General features: G+C 61.9%; 15 protein-coding genes, 3 tRNA genes and 3 rRNA genes. 12 read left to right on the top strand and 9 right to left on the bottom strand.

All coding sequences use genetic code 11. The annotated features are described in order from the left end of the window. The first annotated feature begins 22 nt into the window (after positions 1 to 22). The 6 genes from E4341_RS12590 to E4341_RS12565 all read left to right on the top strand — a co-directional run bounded on the left by E4341_RS12590 (position 23) and on the right by E4341_RS12565 (position 5,285). A 16S ribosomal RNA gene (locus E4341_RS12590) occupies positions 23 to 1,483 on the top strand. Positions 1,484 to 1,704: 221 nt separating this feature from the next. Next, positions 1,705 to 1,781 (top strand) — tRNA-Ile (locus E4341_RS12585). 84 nt (positions 1,782 to 1,865) lie between these two features. Then, a tRNA-Ala gene (locus E4341_RS12580) sits at positions 1,866 to 1,941 on the top strand. Between the two features lie 199 nt (positions 1,942 to 2,140). After that, positions 2,141 to 4,921 (top strand): 23S ribosomal RNA (locus tag E4341_RS12575). 85 nt (positions 4,922 to 5,006) lie between these two features. Next, positions 5,007 to 5,121 (top strand): 5S ribosomal RNA (rrf, locus tag E4341_RS12570). Together the 16S, 23S and 5S rRNA genes with 3 tRNA genes alongside form the textbook arrangement of a ribosomal RNA operon. A gap of 87 nt (positions 5,122 to 5,208) precedes the next feature. Continuing rightward, positions 5,209 to 5,285: transfer RNA gene (locus E4341_RS12565), tRNA-Met, on the top strand. On the opposite strand, the gene E4341_RS15785 is transcribed toward E4341_RS12565, so the two are convergent. Beyond that, a complete protein-coding gene (locus E4341_RS15785) occupies positions 5,242 to 5,910 on the bottom strand; it encodes a hypothetical protein (protein WP_370458484.1) in 669 nt (222 codons plus the stop codon). The genes E4341_RS12565 and E4341_RS15785 overlap by 44 nt on opposite strands. A 66-nt stretch (positions 5,911 to 5,976) precedes the next feature. After that, positions 5,977 to 6,594 carry a recombinase family protein gene (locus E4341_RS15570; protein WP_240893555.1) on the bottom strand — a complete coding sequence of 206 codons (618 nt, stop codon included), beginning with the start codon at positions 6,592 to 6,594 and terminating at the stop codon, positions 5,977 to 5,979. Here E4341_RS15570 and E4341_RS15565 point away from each other — a divergent pair. Beyond that, positions 6,562 to 7,092 carry a glutamate synthase-related protein gene (locus tag E4341_RS15565; protein ID WP_240893554.1) on the top strand — a complete coding sequence of 177 codons (531 nt, stop codon included), beginning with the start codon at positions 6,562 to 6,564 and terminating at the stop codon, positions 7,090 to 7,092. The two genes, E4341_RS15570 and E4341_RS15565, sit on opposite strands and share 33 nt — an antisense overlap. Positions 7,093 to 7,644: 552 nt before the next feature. Here E4341_RS15565 and fixJ read toward each other — a convergent pair. Both fixJ and E4341_RS12540 read right to left on the bottom strand, forming a co-directional pair. Further along, positions 7,645 to 8,247, bottom strand: a complete 603-nt coding sequence (fixJ, locus tag E4341_RS12545; RefSeq protein ID WP_165117697.1) for a response regulator FixJ — start codon at positions 8,245 to 8,247, stop codon at positions 7,645 to 7,647. After that, on the bottom strand, positions 8,237 to 9,715 hold the full coding sequence (locus E4341_RS12540) for a nitrogen regulation protein NR(II) (RefSeq protein ID WP_165117695.1): 1,479 nt from the start codon (positions 9,713 to 9,715) through the stop codon (positions 8,237 to 8,239). The genes fixJ and E4341_RS12540 overlap by 11 nt, the downstream gene beginning before the upstream one ends. A 162-nt stretch (positions 9,716 to 9,877) precedes the next feature. Between E4341_RS12540 and E4341_RS12535 the strand changes: the two genes are divergently transcribed. Both E4341_RS12535 and E4341_RS12530 read left to right on the top strand, forming a co-directional pair. Then, positions 9,878 to 10,567 carry an alternative oxidase gene (locus tag E4341_RS12535; protein ID WP_165117693.1) on the top strand — a complete coding sequence of 230 codons (690 nt, stop codon included), beginning with the start codon at positions 9,878 to 9,880 and terminating at the stop codon, positions 10,565 to 10,567. Between the two features lie 405 nt (positions 10,568 to 10,972). Continuing rightward, complete coding sequence (locus E4341_RS12530) at positions 10,973 to 11,389, top strand: OmpA family protein (protein ID WP_165117691.1); 417 nt, start codon at positions 10,973 to 10,975, stop codon at positions 11,387 to 11,389. Positions 11,390 to 11,565: 176 nt separating this feature from the next. Here E4341_RS12530 and E4341_RS12525 read toward each other — a convergent pair whose 3' ends face one another. After that, positions 11,566 to 11,985: a hypothetical protein gene (locus E4341_RS12525; RefSeq protein ID WP_165117689.1), complete on the bottom strand. Its 420-nt coding sequence runs from the start codon at positions 11,983 to 11,985 to the stop codon at positions 11,566 to 11,568. A gap of 157 nt (positions 11,986 to 12,142) precedes the next feature. Between E4341_RS12525 and E4341_RS12520 the strand changes: the two genes are divergently transcribed. After that, positions 12,143 to 12,550 carry a hypothetical protein gene (locus E4341_RS12520; RefSeq protein ID WP_165117687.1) on the top strand — a complete coding sequence of 136 codons (408 nt, stop codon included), beginning with the start codon at positions 12,143 to 12,145 and terminating at the stop codon, positions 12,548 to 12,550. Between the two features lie 22 nt (positions 12,551 to 12,572). Beyond that, entirely contained in the window at positions 12,573 to 13,028 is a 456-nt protein-coding gene (locus tag E4341_RS12515) for a hypothetical protein (protein ID WP_165117685.1), read from the top strand. 816 nt (positions 13,029 to 13,844) lie between these two features. Here E4341_RS12515 and E4341_RS12510 read toward each other — a convergent pair. Continuing rightward, complete coding sequence (locus E4341_RS12510) at positions 13,845 to 13,997, bottom strand: hypothetical protein (protein ID WP_165117683.1); 153 nt, start codon at positions 13,995 to 13,997, stop codon at positions 13,845 to 13,847. A 250-nt stretch (positions 13,998 to 14,247) separates the two neighbouring features. Between E4341_RS12510 and E4341_RS12505 the strand changes: the two genes are divergently transcribed. Continuing rightward, the gene (locus E4341_RS12505; protein ID WP_165117681.1) at positions 14,248 to 14,436 is read left to right on the top strand and encodes a hypothetical protein; all 189 of its coding nucleotides are present in this window, start codon (positions 14,248 to 14,250) and stop codon (positions 14,434 to 14,436) included. A 517-nt stretch (positions 14,437 to 14,953) separates the two neighbouring features. On the opposite strand, the gene E4341_RS12500 is transcribed toward E4341_RS12505, so the two are convergent. From E4341_RS12500 to E4341_RS12490, 3 genes are all read right to left on the bottom strand, one after another. Next, complete coding sequence (locus E4341_RS12500; RefSeq protein ID WP_165117678.1) at positions 14,954 to 15,592, bottom strand: hypothetical protein; 639 nt, start codon at positions 15,590 to 15,592, stop codon at positions 14,954 to 14,956. A gap of 47 nt (positions 15,593 to 15,639) precedes the next feature. Further along, a complete protein-coding gene (locus tag E4341_RS12495; RefSeq protein WP_165117676.1) occupies positions 15,640 to 15,987 on the bottom strand; it encodes a hypothetical protein in 348 nt (115 codons plus the stop codon). Between the two features lie 152 nt (positions 15,988 to 16,139). Next, a complete protein-coding gene (locus E4341_RS12490; RefSeq protein ID WP_165117674.1) occupies positions 16,140 to 19,394 on the bottom strand; it encodes an error-prone DNA polymerase in 3,255 nt (1,084 codons plus the stop codon). Positions 19,395 to 19,464 lie beyond the last annotated feature (70 nt).

Below are 19,464 nucleotides of genomic sequence, written 5' to 3'. Positions count from 1 at the left end.
AAGCTTAGGTCAGAAGTCAACTCAACCTGAGAGTTTGATCCTGGCTCAGAGCGAACGCTGGCGGCAGGCCTAACACATGCAAGTCGAACGAACTCTTCGGAGTTAGTGGCGGACGGGTGAGTAACACGTGGGAACGTGCCTTTAGGTTCGGAATAACTCAGGGAAACTTGTGCTAATACCGAATGTGCCCTTCGGGGGAAAGATTTATCGCCTTTAGAGCGGCCCGCGTCTGATTAGCTAGTTGGTGAGGTAAAGGCTCACCAAGGCGACGATCAGTAGCTGGTCTGAGAGGATGATCAGCCACATTGGGACTGAGACACGGCCCAAACTCCTACGGGAGGCAGCAGTGGGGAATCTTGCGCAATGGGCGAAAGCCTGACGCAGCCATGCCGCGTGAATGATGAAGGTCTTAGGATTGTAAAATTCTTTCACCGGGGACGATAATGACGGTACCCGGAGAAGAAGCCCCGGCTAACTTCGTGCCAGCAGCCGCGGTAATACGAAGGGGGCTAGCGTTGCTCGGAATTACTGGGCGTAAAGGGAGCGTAGGCGGACATTTAAGTCAGGGGTGAAATCCCGGGGCTCAACCTCGGAATTGCCTTTGATACTGGGTGTCTTGAGTATGAGAGAGGTGTGTGGAACTCCGAGTGTAGAGGTGAAATTCGTAGATATTCGGAAGAACACCAGTGGCGAAGGCGACACACTGGCTCATTACTGACGCTGAGGCTCGAAAGCGTGGGGAGCAAACAGGATTAGATACCCTGGTAGTCCACGCCGTAAACGATGATTGCTAGTTGTCGGGATGCATGCATTTCGGTGACGCAGCTAACGCATTAAGCAATCCGCCTGGGGAGTACGGTCGCAAGATTAAAACTCAAAGGAATTGACGGGGGCCCGCACAAGCGGTGGAGCATGTGGTTTAATTCGAAGCAACGCGCAGAACCTTACCACCTTTTGACATGCCTGGACCGCCAGAGAGATCTGGCTTTCCCTTCGGGGACTAGGACACAGGTGCTGCATGGCTGTCGTCAGCTCGTGTCGTGAGATGTTGGGTTAAGTCCCGCAACGAGCGCAACCCTCGCCATTAGTTGCCATCATTTAGTTGGGAACTCTAATGGGACTGCCGGTGCTAAGCCGGAGGAAGGTGGGGATGACGTCAAGTCCTCATGGCCCTTACAGGGTGGGCTACACACGTGCTACAATGGCGACTACAGAGGGTTAATCCTTAAAAGTCGTCTCAGTTCGGATTGTCCTCTGCAACTCGAGGGCATGAAGTTGGAATCGCTAGTAATCGCGGATCAGCATGCCGCGGTGAATACGTTCCCGGGCCTTGTACACACCGCCCGTCACACCATGGGAGTTGGTTCTACCCGAAGGCGCTGCGCTGACCGCAAGGAGGCAGGCGACCACGGTAGGGTCAGCGACTGGGGTGAAGTCGTAACAAGGTAGCCGTAGGGGAACCTGCGGCTGGATCACCTCCTTTCTAAGGATGCTTCTCCAGGCCGTCTCTCACGAGACTGTCTATTGAGGCTCCAATAGCTGATGCGCTCAAGCAGCAATGCGATAGCGCTAGGCACAAACGGCGGAACGCCGCCGTCTCCGTTTCTCTTTCCACTTTCGTCATCGACGCCTCGACCATACGGGTCGTTGAGTTGGTGACGCGATCGCGAGCCTGGGTGTCTATGACCCGGCTGTCGCTGCCATAGGCCCGTAGCTCAGGTGGTTAGAGCGTACGCCTGATAAGCGTAAGGTCGGCAGTTCGAGTCTGCCCGGGCCTACCAGGACTTCTGGTTCGCTGGGGGTTCTCAGCCTCAAGACGGCATCGCCGACAGCTCTCCTGGGCTTCGCACTATTCCTGATGGAATGGGGCCATAGCTCAGTTGGTAGAGCGCCTGCTTTGCAAGCAGGATGTCGTCGGTTCGACTCCGTCTGGCTCCACCAGGATCTTGTGATCGCATCAAGAATTGCCCGTCGGCGCTCGCCGGCTGGCATTGATATCGTAAAGGAAGAACGTGACCGGCTCCCCTGAGCTTTGAGGTCCTGTTCGAGAAGAAGACATTGTCTGACAAAAATCAGGCTTGGTCCCCCGGCATCTTTCCAGTCGGGCGGAATAAACCAAGCATGAGTTTTGCTGAGAAACGATCAAACGTTGAAGGGCTTCTGACGGATGCCTTGGCGTAGAGAGGCGATGAAGGACGTGGCAAGCTGCGATAAGAACCGGGGAGGCGCTAGCACCCTTTGATCCGGTTATTTCCGAATGGGGAAACCCACCTTTACAGTCTTCCAACTCTGTTTCTTCGGAAGCAGCGATTGGCGGATTGTTCAAAGGTATAATGAGCTGAATACATAGGCTTCATTAAGCGAACCCGGGGAACTGAAACATCTCAGTACCCGGAGGAAAGGACATCAACCGAGACTCCCGTAGTAGTGGCGAGCGAACCGGGACCAGGCCAGTGCTCTTGTGAAATAAAGACGAACGATCTGGAAAGGTCGGCCATAGTGGGTGAAAGCCCCGTAGTCATCAAACAGCAAGAGACTCGAGTAGGGCGGGACACGTGAAATCCTGTCTGAACATGGGGGGACCACCCTCCAAGCCTAAGTACTCCTCTACGACCGATAGTGAACAAGTACCGTGAGGGAAAGGTGAAAAGCACCCCGACAAGGGGAGTGAAACAGATCCTGAAATCGGAAGCCTACAAGCAGTCGGAGCCGCCAAGCGCGGTGACGGCGTACCTTTTGTATAATGGGTCAGCGACTTCATGTGTCGAGCAAGCTTAAGCCGTTAGGTGTAGGCGCAGCGAAAGCGAGTCTGAATAGGGCGCTAAGTTCGACGTATGACGACCCGAAACCAGGTGATCTATCCATGAGCAGGTTGAAGGTTGGGTAACACCAACTGGAGGACCGAACCCGTGAATGTTGAAAAATTCTGGGATGACTTGTGGATAGGGGTGAAAGGCCAATCAAACCTGGACATAGCTGGTTCTCCGCGAAATCTATTTAGGTAGAGCGTCCGACGAATTCCTTGGGGGGTAGAGCACTGGATGGTTGCGGGCTGCGCGAGCGGTACCAATACTAACCAAACTCCGAATACCCAAGAGAACTATCGGGCAGACACACGGCGGGTGCTAACGTCCGTCGTGAAAAGGGAAACAACCCTAACCATCATCTAAGGCCCCCAAGTCACGGCTAAGTGGGAAACGATGTGGGATTGCTTTGACAATCAGGAGGTTGGCTTAGAAGCAGCCATCCTTTAAAGAAAGCGTAACAGCTCACTGATCAAGCGATCCTGCGCGGAAAATGTAACGGGGCTCAAGCCGTGCGCCGAAGATATGGGTTTGCAGTTTACTGCAAGCGGTAGCGGAGCGTTCCGTAGGCCGGTGAAGGTCAGGCGTGAGCCTGGCTGGAGGTATCGGAAGTGAGAATGCTGACATGAGTAACGATAAGAGTGTGAGAGACACTCTCGCCGAAAGACCAAGGGTTCCTGCGTAAAGCTAATCTGCGCAGGGTTAGTCGGCCCCTAAGGCGAGGCTGAAAAGCGTAGTCGATGGGAAGCAGGTAAATATTCCTGCACCAGCTGGAAGTGACGGATGGCTTAACTCGTACCCACTTATTGGATTGTGTGTGCGGGGGCGTTGTCCCAGGAAATAACTCCAGCAGAGACCGTACCCGAAACCGACACAGGTGGTCAGGTAGAGCATACCAAGGCGTTTGAGAGAACTATGCTGAAGGAACTCGGCAAATTGCACGCGTAACTTCGGAATAAGCGTGACTCACCTTGCGCAAGCAGGACTGAGTGGCACAAGCCAGGGGGTAGCGACTGTTTAGCAAAAACACAGGGCTCTGCGAAGCAGCAATGCGACGTATAGGGTCTGACGCCTGCCCGGTGCCTGAAGGTTAAAGGGAGATGTGAAAGCGTCGAACTGAAGCCCAGGTAAACGGCGGCCGTAACTATAACGGTCCTAAGGTAGCGAAATTCCTTGTCGGGTAAGTTCCGACCTGCACGAATGGCGTAACGACTTCCCCACTGTCTCCAGCATAGGCTCAGTGAAATTGAATTCCCCGTGAAGATGCGGGGTTCCCGCGGTCAGACGGAAAGACCCTATGAACCTTTACTATAGCTTCGCCTTGGCGTTAGCGACCGTATGTGTAGGATAGGTGGGAGACTATGAAACCGGGGCGCCAGCTCTGGTGGAGTCGTCCTTGAAATACCACCCTTACTGTCGTTGACGTCTAACCGAGGGCCGTTATCCGGTCCCGGGACATGGCGTGGTGGGTAGTTTGACTGGGGCGGTCGCCTCCTAAAGTGTAACGGAGGCGCGCGATGGTGGGCTCAGACCGGTCGGAAATCGGTCGTCGAGTGCAATGGCATAAGCCCGCCTGACTGCGAGACTGACAAGTCGAGCAGAGACGAAAGTCGGCCATAGTGATCCGGTGGTCCCGAGTGGAAGGGCCATCGCTCAACGGATAAAAGGTACTCTAGGGATAACAGGCTGATTTTGCCCAAGAGTCCATATCGACGGCAAAGTTTGGCACCTCGATGTCGGCTCATCACATCCTGGGGCTGGAGCAGGTCCCAAGGGTATGGCTGTTCGCCATTTAAAGTGGTACGTGAGCTGGGTTCAGAACGTCGTGAGACAGTTTGGTCCCTATCTGCCGTGGGTGTTCGAAGCTTGAGAGGATCTGTCCCTAGTACGAGAGGACCGGGATGGACATACCTCTGGTGTACCTGTCATGGCGCCAGCTGTGCAGCAGGGTAGCTAAGTATGGAATAGATAACCGCTGAAAGCATCTAAGCGGGAAACTAACCTCAAAACAAGGCTTCGCTGAGGATCGTGGAAGACTACCACGTTGATAGGCCAGGTGTGGAAGTGGGGCGACCCATGAAGCTTACTGGTACTAATAATCCGATCGGTTTGATCGTTTCTCAGCAAAACTCATTCGATGATCGTTCAGACCAGAACGATCGCAGACAATGTCTTCTCATCATCCGCTGTCCCCCTGGTTGACCTGGTGGCTATGTCGGAGGTTCCCCACCCGATCCCATTCCGAACTCGGTCGTTAAGCCCTCCAGAGCCAATGGTACTTCGTCTCAAGGCGCGGGAGAGTAGGTCGCCGCCGGGTCTACCAGGCGGACAGCCGATGATGAACAAACACCGCAATCGCGGTCCTTCTCGAACCGTTCTTCCTTCTCGATACACTACCGTTTGCCGCGGGATGGAGCAGCCCGGTAGCTCGTCAGGCTCATAACCTGAAGGTCGTAGGTTCAAATCCTACTCCCGCACCCAACGATACCCCACAGTCCCCGACTGTGGGGTTTTGTGCGTTCTGGGCTCCGCCCAGTCCCAGCAGGACGGCCAGGTCGCCGTGGACGCGTAGGTCGAACTTGCCAAGGCCCTCCAGTGGGATGAAATCCACGCGTTCGATCAGTCGGCGCAGTTCTCGGCGCAGATCCTCGCCAGTGTCGCCCTCGATCGCCAGGTGAAGATTTTCCGCCAGCCGGCGGTAGGCCTCGGCGATTTCGGGATGCAGACGCTCCGGCGCCGGCGCGATCACATCCGAGAGCAGGCCGCTCAGTTCCTGCCGCCGTGTCTTTAGCGGCGCCGTGCGAGCCTTCAGGGAGTCCAGGTCGATAACCTCCTCCATGAACATGACCTGGGCCCGTTCCAGCCGCCGGCCGATCTCAACCAGTTCCTTCTCTATCGGCTTCCGCTCGCGCTCGATCATGCGTAGGTGGTCCTCGGCCGCCTCCTGATAACGCGTCAGCGCCAGCGTGATAGCTTCTGGCGAGATCAGGTGAGTCTTCACGCCCGCCAAGAAGCGGCGTTCGATCGTGGCGACGGCGATGATCTTGGTGTTCGTGCAGGTGCCGCGCTCTCGCGCGGCGCTGCAGACGAACTTCTGGCCGTTCATAGTCATGCCTGAGCCGCACAGCGAACAGCTCATCAGCCCGGAAAGAAGCCGCTTTGGTTTGCGGCCCTAGGCCGCTGGCTTTTCGCCCACCGCCTTCTGGCGGTCCTGGACGGCGGTCCAAAGGTCGTCGTCGATCAAACGTAGCTCGGGGATTGGTTCGCGCAACCATTCGGACGCGGCGTTGAGACGGCCGGAGCGTTTGCCTGTGTCCGGGTGCTTTTTGAAGGCGCGGCGGTTGTAGACCCGAACCCCGACATAGAGTTCTTGGCAGAGGATGCCGTCACGCGAGCGGCGATCGCCGTAGATCGCCGTCGGAGTCCATTCACCGCCGCGTGGTCCGGGCTCGCCTTCAGCGTTTAGGGCATGGGCGATCAGGCGGGGGGACTTGCCGGTGGCGTAGTCGCGGAAGATGCGTCGGATGACGTTGGCCTGATGCGGATCGATCGTAAGCAGGCCGCGCTCGTCGTCCTGACCGCGCGCGACCTTGTACCCGTAACATTTACCCCCACCGGAACGGCCGGCCTTGACCCGCGCGACAAGACCGCGGCGGGTCTTGATGCCCAACTCGGTCAGGAACATCTGGTTCATCGTGCCCTTCAATCCGATGTGAAGTTGGGGGCTGCGCCTCTCGAATTTGCAGACCATCTGGGCATGCCGCTTCGCGAGAGTCTGCTCTTCGTCCACAACACCCTCGTGGGCGCGGGCATGCGCGACCAGATCAAGATTGGCGCAGCCGGCAAGATCGTCAGCGCTTTCGATATCGCGACGGTCATGGCGCTCGGCGCGGACTGGACCAATGCGGGGCGCGGCTTCATGTTCGCCATCGGCTGCATCCAGTCCCTCTCCTGCCACACGAACCAGTGCCCCACCGGCGTCGCCACTCAGGATCCGATGCGCCAGCGAGCGCTCGTGGTCAGCGACAAGGCCGAGCGCGTGCACAACTTCCATCGGAATACCTTGCTGGCCCTGTCCGAAATGATCGCCGCCGCCGGCCTGCACCATCCGAGCCGACTTGGGCCGCACCATCTCGTCCGTCGCGTCAGCCTTACCGAGATCAGACTGTTCTCACAGCTGCACATTTTCCTTGAGAGGGGTGAGCTGTTGGCATGCAATTCCGAGCGGGATTTCTATGGCGCGGCATGGCGACTTGCACGGGCGGACAGTTTCGACATCGCGACCTGAGCCAGTGATCGTTCAATGCATCTTTCGATCTGACACGCGCGGCGGAGTCGGACCCACAGCGGGTAAGCTGATGCCAGCGGCGAAAACGGTCGTTGTTGCCTTCCAAACCTTCCTCTCCTGGCCGACCGATCGCGAGGTTATCCCCGTCTCGTCAGCCAGGGCTCTCACGGCCACGCCGCCTAAATGGCCTGCCCGAGCCGGATCGAAGGCGCCGGACAGGGCGATATCCGCTCATTGCTCGTATGGAGCGGTTTTTTCCGCGGCCTGATCCAGCCGCGGATCACGCAGATCGAACCGGGGGGGCGTCCCGTGGACAGTGATCTTCAGGACGGAGGCAACTGGCGAGACCCAGCGCACGCATATCGTGGGAGAGCGGCCAGATTGCCCCGCCCCCTGTCGGGAACACGATCCCATCGTCCTCTGATACTCTCCTTGGGCAGAAGCGGACGTTCCGCCGCCAAAGCTGCCAAGATCGGTTTGTCGGCGGGCGAAGGCGCGGCCGACCGGTCGCGCGGTTCCACCCGTCCAGCGAGCGATTTACCGGTGCTGGCGCTAGCCTGCAGTCATGACAATCCTGACGAGTTCCGAAAGACTGCCCGCCTGCATCTTGGTCATCGCGTTCGCGCGGTAGACCTCGACGGTGCGTGGGCTGATACCGAGATCGAAGGCGATAACTTTGTTGGCGTGTCCCTTGACCAGGCCATCGACCACGTCGCGCTCGCGGGGCGACAGCGATTCCAGCCTGGCGACGAACTCGCGGCGATCGGCGTCCGCAGAGGTCGCCCTCGTAGCCTGCTCCAGCACGCGATGGATTGAGGTGAGGAGAACCTCGTCATCAAAAGGCTTTTCGATGAAATCGACGACGCCGGCGCGCATCGCCTCGATTGCGAGGGGGACATCGGCGTGTCCGGTTATCACGATGACCGGTTCAACCGAACCGGTGTCGCGGAGCCTGCGGGCGAGTTCTAGTCCGGTCATGTCCGGCATGCGGACATCGGTGACGATGCAACCGGCCGGACGATCGTTCTCCGCGAGGAAGGCGACAGCGGACTCATAGGTCCGCGCTGTCAGGTCGGCTGTCTCCAGCAGAAAGGCGATGGAATCGCGCACGGCCGCATCGTCGTCTACGATGTGAATAATGGTGTCAGTCGTCATCGGCAGCCTCCTCCTCGATATGGGCGCGCTGAAGCGTGAAATGGAAGACCGTCCCGCCGCCCGGGTTCGGTTCGAACCAGATTCGTCCGCCATGGGTCTCGATGATGGTTCGGGAAATAGATAGTCCCACGCCCATCCCGCTCCGCTTGCTGGTCACGAAGGGCTGGAACAATTGCTCCGCGAGGTCCTGGCTGACGCCCGCTCCCGTGTCCGCGACCGAGATCCGCAACAGTTCGGTGTCGATCCGACCCGCGGCGATGAGGAGCTCCCGCGTCGGTGACTCCTCCATCGCGTCCATGCCGTTGCGGATCAGGTTGAGCAGAACCTGTTGGATCTGCACCTTGTCAGCCAGAACGCGATCGGCGGAGGAGTCGATGTCGAACCGCACCCGCACGCCGTGTTCACGCGCGCCGACGAGCGCCAGCGCGCTGGCCTCCTCGACGAGCTTCGGCAAGTCCTCGATGCGTCGCTCCGTTTCGCCGCGGGACACGAACTCGCGCAGCCGCCGGATGATGACACCCGCCCGCAAGGCCTGATCGGCCGCCAGATCCAGAGCGCTGGCGATGCGATCCTCGCCGAGGCCCCTCGAACCCAGGAGTCTCCTTGAGCCCTTCAGATAGTTCGAGATGGCGGTAAGGGGCTGGTTCAGTTCGTGCGCCAGCGCCGAGGCCATCTCGCCGAGGGCGGTGAGCCGGGAGACCCGCACGAGGTCGCTCTGCAACTCCTGCATCCGGGCCTCGGCCTGCTGACGTTCGGTCAGGTCGCGGACGAAGCCGGTGAAGAAGCGGCCCTCGGCGGTGCGCATCTCGCCGACGGCGAGCTCCATGGGGAAGGTCGAGCCATCCTTGCGCTGGCCGACAACGATCCGTCCGAGACCGATGATGCGGCGCTCGCCCGTCCTGTAGCAGCGCTGCAGATACCCGTCATGCGCCTCACGGTGGGGCGCCGGCATCAGAACACTGACATTCTGTCCGATCGCATCGCCGACGGACCAGCCGAACAGGCGCTCCGCTGTCGGGCTGAAGGCGCGGATCAAACCTGCGTCGTCGATCAGGATCATGGCGTCGGGAATGGTGTTCAGGATCAGCCTGAGATGGGTTTCCCGGGCCGAGAGGTCACGATGGGCGCGCTGGAACCACTCACCTCCGAGAGTCACCGCCGCCGCCACTCCCAGGAACAAGGCAGCCTCTAACCCGAGGGCCGGGCTGAGGGGCGAAAGCAGTAGCCCGGCGCCGAGAGCGATCAGGGCGGCCGCGGTTCCGGACATCCAACCGCCCAGGGCCGCACCCACCACGACCGCCGGGACGAAAACCAGAAACGCGCCGTGGTCACCGATGCGCTCGCCGAGGGCGGCGCGCAGCCCCGCGCCGGCAAGGGCGACGACCGCCGCCGCCGCGACCGCCACCCATGGCGAGGCCGGCCGGATGAGGGCCGAGGGCGCGGTCTCCGGGGACTGAAAGGCTCGCATCGATGCTCCTTGCCCCTTCCGGCGGGCGCCCGCGCCTCCGGGATTTCCCTTAGGGCGAAGACCCGAATACCGGCGTCGGGCGGTCGCTTCTACACCGGTCGCATCTTCAAGACGCCGCCGCAGCGGCCCGGAGTGCTCTCCGGATCACCAGGAGCCAAGGCCATGACCGCCCCTCTCGTCGATCTTTCGATCCATCATCAGCCCAAGGGACTGTCGGACCGGGTCGCCTTTGGCTTCACCAAACTGCTGCGCTTCTGCGCCGACACCTTCTTCGCCAAGCGCTACGGCCACCGCGCCGTGGTGCTGGAGACCGTCGCGGCGGTGCCGGGCATGGTCGGCGCAACCATCAACCACCTCAGCTGCCTGCGCCGGATGTGCGACGACAAGGGCTGGATCAAAACCCTGATGGACGAGGCCGAAAACGAGCGCATGCACCTGATGACCTTCATCGAGATCTCGAAGCCGACCCTGTTCGAGCGCTTCGTCATCGTGTCGGTGCAGTGGGTATTCTATCTGTTCTTCTTCGGCCTCTACCTCGTCTCCTCGAAGACGGCCCACCGGGTGGTCGGCTATTTCGAGGAAGAGGCGGTGATCAGCTACACCCACTATCTCGCCGAGATCGATGAGGGCCGCAGCCCGAACGTGCTGGCCCCGGAGATCGCCAAGCGCTACTGGGGCTTGCCGGACGACGCGACGCTGCGGGACGTAGTGCTGGTGGTCCGCGCCGACGAAGCGCATCACCGCGACGTCAACCACGGCTATGCCAACGAGCTCGGCGGACTGCCGATCCAAGCTGTAGCCCCATGCCCGCCGCATGCGGCGTTGGAGCCGACCTGGAAAGCAGCCGCCTGACCTAAGCCAACCGCGTCTAGCCCTCCCGTTCCACTCTCACGGGAGGGCTTTTCGATGCTGACGGTGTTCCTTTTCGGCTGCGAACGACCGAACGCCAATATCCAGTTTCCGGCCATGACTGAATGTCCGCTTGTGGCGCTTCGAAGCTCCTCGCACCACCGAAGAACGTAGTTCATTGGTGGCCATTTGAAGTCCGCTGTAATCTTCTGCATGCCCGGGTGATCTTGTGATCACTCGACAAAATGAACGCATCGACGGACTGATCGAAGGTCGACCGCTCGCTCAACTCCGACAGCCAGAGCAGGGCCTGATAGCGTTAGGCCTGTGGCTTGGCAGGAGCCGGCTCCGGAGCATAGAATCGGGGACGGGGCGAAGGAATCACACGAGGGACGAATGAAATCGATAATGCTGGCGATGGCCGTCATCGCTGTGGCCGCATCGCCGGTCGGGGCCGGACAGGCTCAGAACCGCATCGTCGTGGAGTTCGCCGCAGACAGCGATGAGGTCTCGACCCAGAGCATGGGGGCCCTCTCTCGCTTCGCGCGAACACATCCGGACAAGGATCTCCTTATCGAGGGCCATGCGACGTTGGCGGAGTCGGAGAACAGTCCAGACTATGCGACCGGACTCTCGCATCGACGCTCGGCCAAAGTGCGGATGGCGATCTGGAACGACGACGTGGAGCGACGGCAGTTTTCAGCCCAGCGAACGATGACGTCGTCAGGGTACGGGGCCAGTCGCCCTCTCGACGGGATAGCGCCGGACCATCGGCGCAATCGCCGGGTCGAGGTTTCGCTTCGGGGACCGGACGCTGGGTGGTAGCCGCGCGATCCAATGCTTGCGCCTCTGTCCTGAGTCGGTACTGGTCCGGTTGAACAGGCACAGTCCCGCGCCAGGCGGATACCAGACGCTCTTGAACGCAAACACAGCTTGTGCTCGACAGCCGCGAGCAGGGTGAGGGGCTCGCCGAGCCTTGGGATCTGCGGGCGTTCAGACCCCTATGGCGATTTGAAAGCCATCAGGAAATCGAGCAGGTCCGAGCCATCGGTCGCTTCGAGCCTGTAGTCATGAGCCTGCTCCCTTGGCAGCGCGTCGAAGCGGGTCCGTGTTGACTGGGCGTGGCCAGCGCTGGTCAGCGTCACGGTGGCGGAGCAAATTATTTGGATCCGGTCCGGGTGCTCGAATTCGAAGCGTTGGTCGGAAAAGGAGACAACCATCGCATCGCGCTGGGCGGTGGTGAACTTCCAAGTCGGTAGAAGTCCCTTCACGACAACGCCCGCGCGCGCCCATACGTCAGGGTGAGCGCAGAACCGCGCATCCTCGCGGTCCAGCAGCTCGCGTGCGGACTGGGCGTTCTCAGGGCTTGAGAACAGGGTGAGGTACAGGCCGACGGCCGTTGCGGTAATGATGCGGTGCATTGGAAATCCCGAACTTGGTCCATGGAGACTAAGGGGAGGCAATGAACAATCAACCCTCAGCAACCCGGTTGCCAAGACCCCTGTCGTCAGATGTGATCAGGGGACCAGCTATGGCTCAGCGAAGGCAATCGGGTACTAAGGGGTGATGGCGATGAGGATGATGACGGGTCTGGTCATTTGCGTGGCGCTTGCTTCACCCGATGCGGCGAGCGCCTGTCGGCGATCGCCCGACCCTGGGACGCTCATGTCGCGTGAGTACACGACCGTCGCCGTCGTGAGAATCGAGGACGTGATCCCGACATCGCCGTCGAATCCAGAAGACGAGTGGCGGGCAATGGCGACCCGAGTGAGCGTTGTGGAAGGCGCGGAACCCGCCTTGAACCTGCTTCTCGGACATGCGGAAATCCCGAACTGCCGGGAACGTCGGCCGGCTCCGCGCGCCGGCGAGTACTGGGTTGCGTATATGGATGGTGTCGGCGGCCCCGATAGTGTCGTGTACAATGCGTGGCCGCTCGATTTCGCCCGTAGTCTCGATCCAAGATTTAGCGGCGCGCCGGCGCGATGAGGAACCGAGCATGATGATATACGTGTCGATCTTCGCCGCCTTGACGGTGCAGTTGGGGCCGCCGCCGCCACTGATTTCGGTCGTCCAGCTCGCCGACGAAGGCACAACGGCAGACGGCCGCGCCGCTACTCAGACGATTATCGAGAAGCTGCAGCCCGGTTACGTCCGCGTCAGACCCAGTGAAGTGTCAGCGGAGGCCCTTGAGGCCTGTCGGACCGACCCGTTGCCCGTTGAAGTGTGCTTGTCGGAGGCGTTGGGCAGGGCGGGTGCAGCCTCGGGACATGTCGTTCTGATGACCCAGGAAAAGGATGGCGTCCTGCACTGGCTGTGCGTCGGGAGGAATGCGGGCCCGTTCACTGCCGCGCGCCAGTCCGTAGAGCTTGGGCCTTTGGCGGATCTGTATTCCGATGGCGAGAGCGAACTTCTCCATCGGGCGGCCGCCTGCCTGACCTATGCCGGCAACCAGAGCGGCTGGTAGGCGTCGAGGGTTTTCTCGGCTGCTGTATTGGAGTTTGGCGTCACGGGGTTGTCGCAGACGATGCCCCGCAAGCTGTCCGCGAAGGGGTGGCTGGGTCGGGAAAAACATTGGCGAACAGGGGCGCATTCGATCCGTCACGCCGATCCTCGACACGCCATCGTCCGCGCTCCCCCGGCCGGTCAGAGGTTATGCGCAGCGTGTAGGCGCGGGACTCGCCGCTCGACGACGGTTCGCCGGCGGCCTTGAAGAGGGCTCCTGTCTGTTCACCGCCGCGTTGATCGGAGATTCGGGCAGCGACCTGCCCCGCAGGATCGACGACTTCCAGGATGGCGTCGAAATCGGGCGACGAGATGCTCAACCAGATTTGCTGAGCGGGGGCGAGGCTCGTTCCACTGCGGTGCGACCATCGGCCCGTAGCGTCGCGTACATCATTACAATCTTCGCCGAGCACGCCTCGCAGACCCGTGCCTGCGGCCAAAGGCGGGGGGCGTCCCGGCATGGGTGGAGGGGTGGGATCCTGTGCTGGCATCGTCAGTCCAAGGGAGAGGACTATCGGTGTGATGGGAAGCGCCAGGAGATTGAAAGCTCCACCGACTGCTGTTTGCCTTCCGTCCAGGGCCTGAACTTACCGTCGAGCCGAACAAGCGATCAATACTCAAGTTCGCTGGAGCCGCTGGAAGTGCTGACTCCCCCGATCCAACAGATGGTGACGGCAGCGAGCATCTCTCGGCGCCAATCGACATCCCGCTATCCGCCTCCCACCAACCCGTTGCGCTCGTTGTATTCGGTTCGCGCTGAACCGGCGAGGCTCGCCATTCAAACCTGCTCCACGATCCAGCGGTCTAGGTCCTTGCCGTCCTCACGCTTCAGTTCGACACCCGCGTTGCGAAGACGCGTCAGGTGGACAGCCGCTCCATAGTTCGCCGCCGACAGCCATTGAAGGCTCTCCAGCACAGCTTCATGGCTCATGGTGACACCAGGCTCCGGGGGCGGCTCAAGCCACCTATCGAGATGCGCCATGATGGTCTGAAGGGCCTCGTCCAACGCCGGCGTCATCGTCCTCACCGATTGTTCATAGCAGCCGACATCCTGGCCGAAATTACCAAGTCGGCAAAGGTCGCAAACCAGAGACGGCGTCCGGACGGGCACCCCGTTTGCCCTGCTGGCGTTTCGTCGGCTCACCCTCCATCTTCTTGAGCCTGGGTGGCAGGGGGCAACGTTGATGATCTCCGGTTTTCTGGCCCGCTTCGGCATCGGGCGCGCGCCGCGCGGGGCTTTGTCAGTCGCCACGCTGGCGACATTTCATGGCTATCTGAGGATGGAGATCGCCTACGCCTGCGCCGACTTGGATGAACCGGTCATGCTGGAGATCGTCGTCCGGAAGCCGAAGCGGATATTCGTCGTCTGAGAGTCTCTAAAGGGCTGGACGACGGACGGGGCCCGTGGTTGGCGGGCTGTCGCGAAGGCGGACATGGATCGGGCCCGGCAAGTCAGAACTCCGCTGTTGCGGAACGAGGCTTCGGCGCAGGCGACGACCACGGCCTATTCTGATTTTGGCGAAGGGTACCGGTACCGGGCCCGTTCGGCGAAGTGACTTTCCGGGTGATCGGCGCGACGTCCGGCCGGCGCCTGCTGTCTCGGCGGATGACGATCCAGCCGGCGTAGCAAGCCCTCGTAAGCCGAGTTCAGAGTCTTCCAATCCAAAACCATCCGGATGTCTGCTGCCGGCCGACAATTCACCGTCCGCTCATGGCGCTAAGCGGCATCCCGCACTGCCCACCTTGATCCGGAACTATTCTATAGATGCAGTGTAAATCGTCCGTGTCGCAGAGGCAGTTAGGGCTATGGGCGAGTGTGAAAGTCAGACGTCAAACGGCCCGACGTCGATGACGCCGGGCCGCTGCAGTCAGAGTTTGGCGGCCGCCCTATCGATAGCGGGCGCGTTCCTCGAGGATCTGCTCCGAGGTGTAGGGCTTGGCTTCGGCGTCGAAACCGGACCAGCCCGATTGGCGATAGGCTTCGCCGCGCGCGGCGGCGTCATAACCGCGGCTGCCGTCCAAGATGGCTTGAATCCGCTGCGCCTCGTCGCCGTCGGCCTTGACACTGACGAGGGTGCCGCCGCGACGGACGCCTTCCGAATAGACGTTCGCTTCTTCGTCGCTGTGACCGGATTCCTTCAGGGCGCCGAGCAGGCCGCCCGTCGCGGCGCCGGCTGCGGCGCCGACCGCTGCGCCGACCGCCGTCGAGGCGAGCCAGCCGGCGGCGACAACCGGGCCGAGGCCCGGAATGGCCAGCATGCCGAGGCCCGCAAGGACGCCCGCGCCTGCGCCGAGCAGACCGCCCGTGGTCGCGCCCTTGCCGGCGCCGTCGGCGACGTCGTTTTCGCCGTCGCCGTTACGGTCGCCCAGAGGGCCGGCCTTGTGATCGCGGGATCCGGAATGCCAGTTGTCGGCGTTGTTCGAAACGATGCTGATCTTGTCGTGGTGGACGCCGGAGGATTCGAGCTTCGCGACGGCGTCCAGAGCTTCGGTGTGGCTGTCGAACAGCCGGGTGACGGTAGCCATGATGGGGTCCTTGGGAATGTTTGAGAGAGGTGGAAATCAGGCTGCGATTATTGGGGCGTCACGACGCCCTTGTAATCGACCGCCACGGTCATCGGGTCGCCGCCCGCACGCGTGGCCTGGCCCTTCCAGATGCCTTGTTCGTCCTGGGTGAGCGGGCCGGAGACGACATAGCCTTGCTTCTCGATGGCCGCCTTGGCCTGACCTTCGGTGAAGGAGTTGGCGCCGGGCGTGAGGGCCGCCTGTTCAGACGTCTCCTGGGTGTCGACGGCAGGGTTCATCGGCGCTTCGCCGGAGGAAACGGCCGGGCCTTCCACAGGCGCTTCGCTCTGCTCGTTATTTCCGCAGGCCGCCAGCAGGACGGCGGTCGCCGAGACGGCGAGGACGGCTTTCAACATGGGGTTTTCCTTTCAGAGTGAGCCACCAAAAGGGACCGCCGCCTGCGTTCGTTCCGACGGCCAAGGTTGATAGTCTTCACATTTTTGGCGGCGGAACCTGTGCTGTACGGCGCATCGCCAGTCCCCCGCTGACGATGGAGGGTTGGCCTTCGCTACCGAAAATCCCGGGTCTTCGGACGGATCGTGTCGAGGTGAAGATCGGGGATGTAGATGTCTCTCGCCCTGACCGTTCGGGGCGGGGCCTCGCGGGCGTCGGGCGAGCCGCCGCGATGGAATTCGTCGCCGCGGCCGTGGGGGAGGGGGAAGGCCGAGCCCCGGTCGCCGACCGAAGCGAGCAGGCCGGATGCGTCGTGAAGTTTGGTCGCGACGATGTGGACGACCTCGCCTTCGCGCTGAATCTTGCCGTCCACCGCCAGCATGGTCGCCGACAGGACGATGCGGCGCTGCTGTTCGTAGAGGCTGGGCCAGATCACCAGATTGGCGACCCCGGTCTCGTCCTCGATGGTGATGAACATCACCCCCTTGGCGCTGCCGGGTTTCTGGCGCACCAGGACCAGGCCGGCGACCCGGGTCAGGCGTCCGTCGCGCATCCCCGTCGCATCGGCGCAGGTCATGACGTTGCGGGTCTGGAGCTCCTCGCGCAGGAAGCTGAGCGGATGGTCGCGCAGGGTCAGGCCGATGTGGCTGTAGTCCTCGACCACTTCTCGTCCCGGCGTCATCGGCTTGAGGCCAGGATCGGGTTCGGAGATTTCCGGTTTCTGGTCATGGGCGTCGGCGGCGGCGAACAAGGGAAGGGGGTCGTCCCGCAGCCCCTTGATGGCCCACAGCGCATCCCGACGGTCGAGGGAAAGGGCTGGGCGGAAAGCGTCCGCCTCCGCCAAGCGGACAAGACTGGCGACCTGGGCGCCGGCGCGTCGCCACAGGTCGTCGACGGAGCGGAAGGCGCCATCCGTCCGCGCCGCCAGGATGCGGGCGGCGTCGCCGTTCACCAGGCCGCGCACCATGCGAAGACCCAGGCGGACCGCGAAGCGTCCATCCTCGCCCTCAGGCTCAAGAGTGCAGTCCCAGCGGCTGGCGTTGACGCAGACGGGCCGTATCTCGACGCCGTGCTGCTGGGCGTCACGGACGATCTGCGCCGGGGCGTAGAAGCCCATGGGCTGGGCGTTCAGCAGCGCGGCGCAGAAGACATCCGGGTGATGGCATTTGAGCCAGGACGAGGCATAGGCGATCAGGGCGAAGGAGGCCGCATGGCTTTCCGGAAAGCCGTAGGAGCCGAAGCCCTCAAGCTGGCTGAAGGTCTTCTCGGCGAAGGCGGCGTCATAGCCGCGCTCGACCATGCCGCTGATCAGCTTGTCCTTGAAATGGCTGACCCCGCCGGTGAATTTGAACGTCGCCATGGCCCGGCGCAGCTGGTCGGCTTCCGAAGCGGTGAAGCCGGCGCATTCGATCGCGACCCGCATGGCCTGTTCCTGGAACAGGGGCACGCCCAGGGTCTTGCCCAGCACCTTCTCCAGCTCGGGCTTGGGATAGACGACATCCTCCTTACCCTCGCGACGGCGCAAGTAAGGATGGACCATGTCGCCCTGGATCGGACCGGGGCGGACGATGGCGACCTCGATGACCAGATCGTAGAAGGTGCGGGGCTTGATGCGCGGGAGCATGGCCATCTGGGCCCGGCTCTCGATCTGGAAGACCCCGAGCGTGTCGGCCTTCCGGATCATCGCATAGGTCCGGGGGTCCTCGGCCGGAATGGTGGCGAGGTCGAGCGCGATCCCCTTGTGTTCGGACAGGAGGTCGAAGCCGCGCTTCATGCAACTGAGCATGCCGAGCGCCAGCACATCGACCTTCATGAACTTCAGGACGTCGATGTCGTCCTTGTCCCATTCAATGACCTGGCGATCCTTCATCGCCGCCGGCTCGATCGGGACCAGGTCGTCCAGCCGATCATGGGTCAGAACGAAACCCCCGGGGTGCTGGCTGAGATGGCGCGGGGCGCCGATCAGCTGGCGCGACAGCTCAAGCGCCAGGCGGAGCCGCCGATCCTCCAGATTGAGGTTCAGGTCCGCGACATGTTTGTCCTCGACGCCCTCGCTGGAATAGCTCCAGACCTGAGACGACAGGGTCTTGATCAGGTCCTCGCTCAGACCCAGCGCCTTGCCGACGTCGCGCAGGGCGCCCCGCGACCGATAGCGGGTGACGACGGCGCAGAGGGCGGCGTGGTTGCGGCCGTAGGTCTCGAAGATCCACTGCATGACGACCTCGCGCCGCTCATGCTCGAAATCGACATCGATGTCCGGCGGCTCCCGGCGCTCCTGGCTGACGAAGCGCTCAAACAGCAGATCATTGCGGCCCGGGTCGATCGAGGTGATGCCCAGCACGTAACAGACGGCGGAGTTGGCGGCCGAACCACGACCCTGGCACAGGATGTCCTGGCTGCGGGCGAAGCGAACGATCGAATGGACCGTCAGGAAGTAGGGGGCGTAGTCGAGCTGGCCGATCAGATCGAGTTCGTGCCGAAGCGTCTTGCGCACGCTGTCCGGCAGCCCTTCCGGATAGCGCTCGGCGGCTCCGGCCCAGGTCAGCTGTTCGAGCGTCTGCTGCGGCGTCATGCCGGGCGTCGAGACCTCGTCGGGATATTGATAGGCCAGCTCATCCAGCGAAAACCGGCACCGGTCGGCGATCTCTACCGAGCGGGCCAGGGCCTCGGGATAGGCCTTGAACAGGCGGTGCATCTCGTGAGGCGGCTTCAGGTAGCGGTCTGCATGGCGCTCGCGTCGAAAGCCCAGTTCATCGATCGTGCAGCCGTGCCGAACGCAGGTGACCACGTCCTGCAGCAGGCGTTGATCCGGATGATGAAAGAGGACGTCGTTGGTCACGACGGTCGGCACGCCCGCCTGGACGGCGAGGTTCCACAGGTCGTGCAGCCGTAGCGCGTCCCCTGGGCGTCGCCGCAGCGTCAGGGCGAGATAGGCGCCCGCGGGAAAGGTCGCCTTCAGCCGCCGCAGATTGACGGCGCAGGCCTCGTCCGCCTCGTCAGGAACCAGGATGGCGATCAGGCCCTCCGACCAGTCTTGCAGGTCCGACCAGTCGAGGTGGCATTTGGCCTTGCCGGCGCGACGCTTGCCCAGGGAGAGCAGGCGCGTCAGTCGGGAATAGGCTGGCCGATCGGTCGGATAGACAAGCACGCCCGTCCCATCGATCAGATCAAGCCGGCAGCCGACGATCAGCCGTACGCCGGAGGCCTTTGACGCTTCATGGGCGCGCACGATCCCGGCCAGCGAGTTGCGATCGACGATGGCCAGCGCCTCCAGCCTGCACAGCCGTGCCTGTTCGAACAGCAGCTCGCAACTGCTGGCGCCGCGCAGGAAGGAGAAGTGCGAAGTGGCTTGAAGCTCGACGTAGGACATAGGGATTGAGCGGCTGTTCGACCTCCCCGACAGCACTCCGGCAAGCCGATTGGCAAGCGTGGCCTTGGAC

It is taken from the genome of Brevundimonas sp. 'scallop', from assembly GCF_011045535.1.
In the GTDB taxonomy this organism is placed as follows: domain Bacteria; phylum Pseudomonadota; class Alphaproteobacteria; order Caulobacterales; family Caulobacteraceae; genus Brevundimonas; species Brevundimonas vesicularis.
This window is presented reverse-complemented; position numbering and strand designations above follow the sequence as displayed.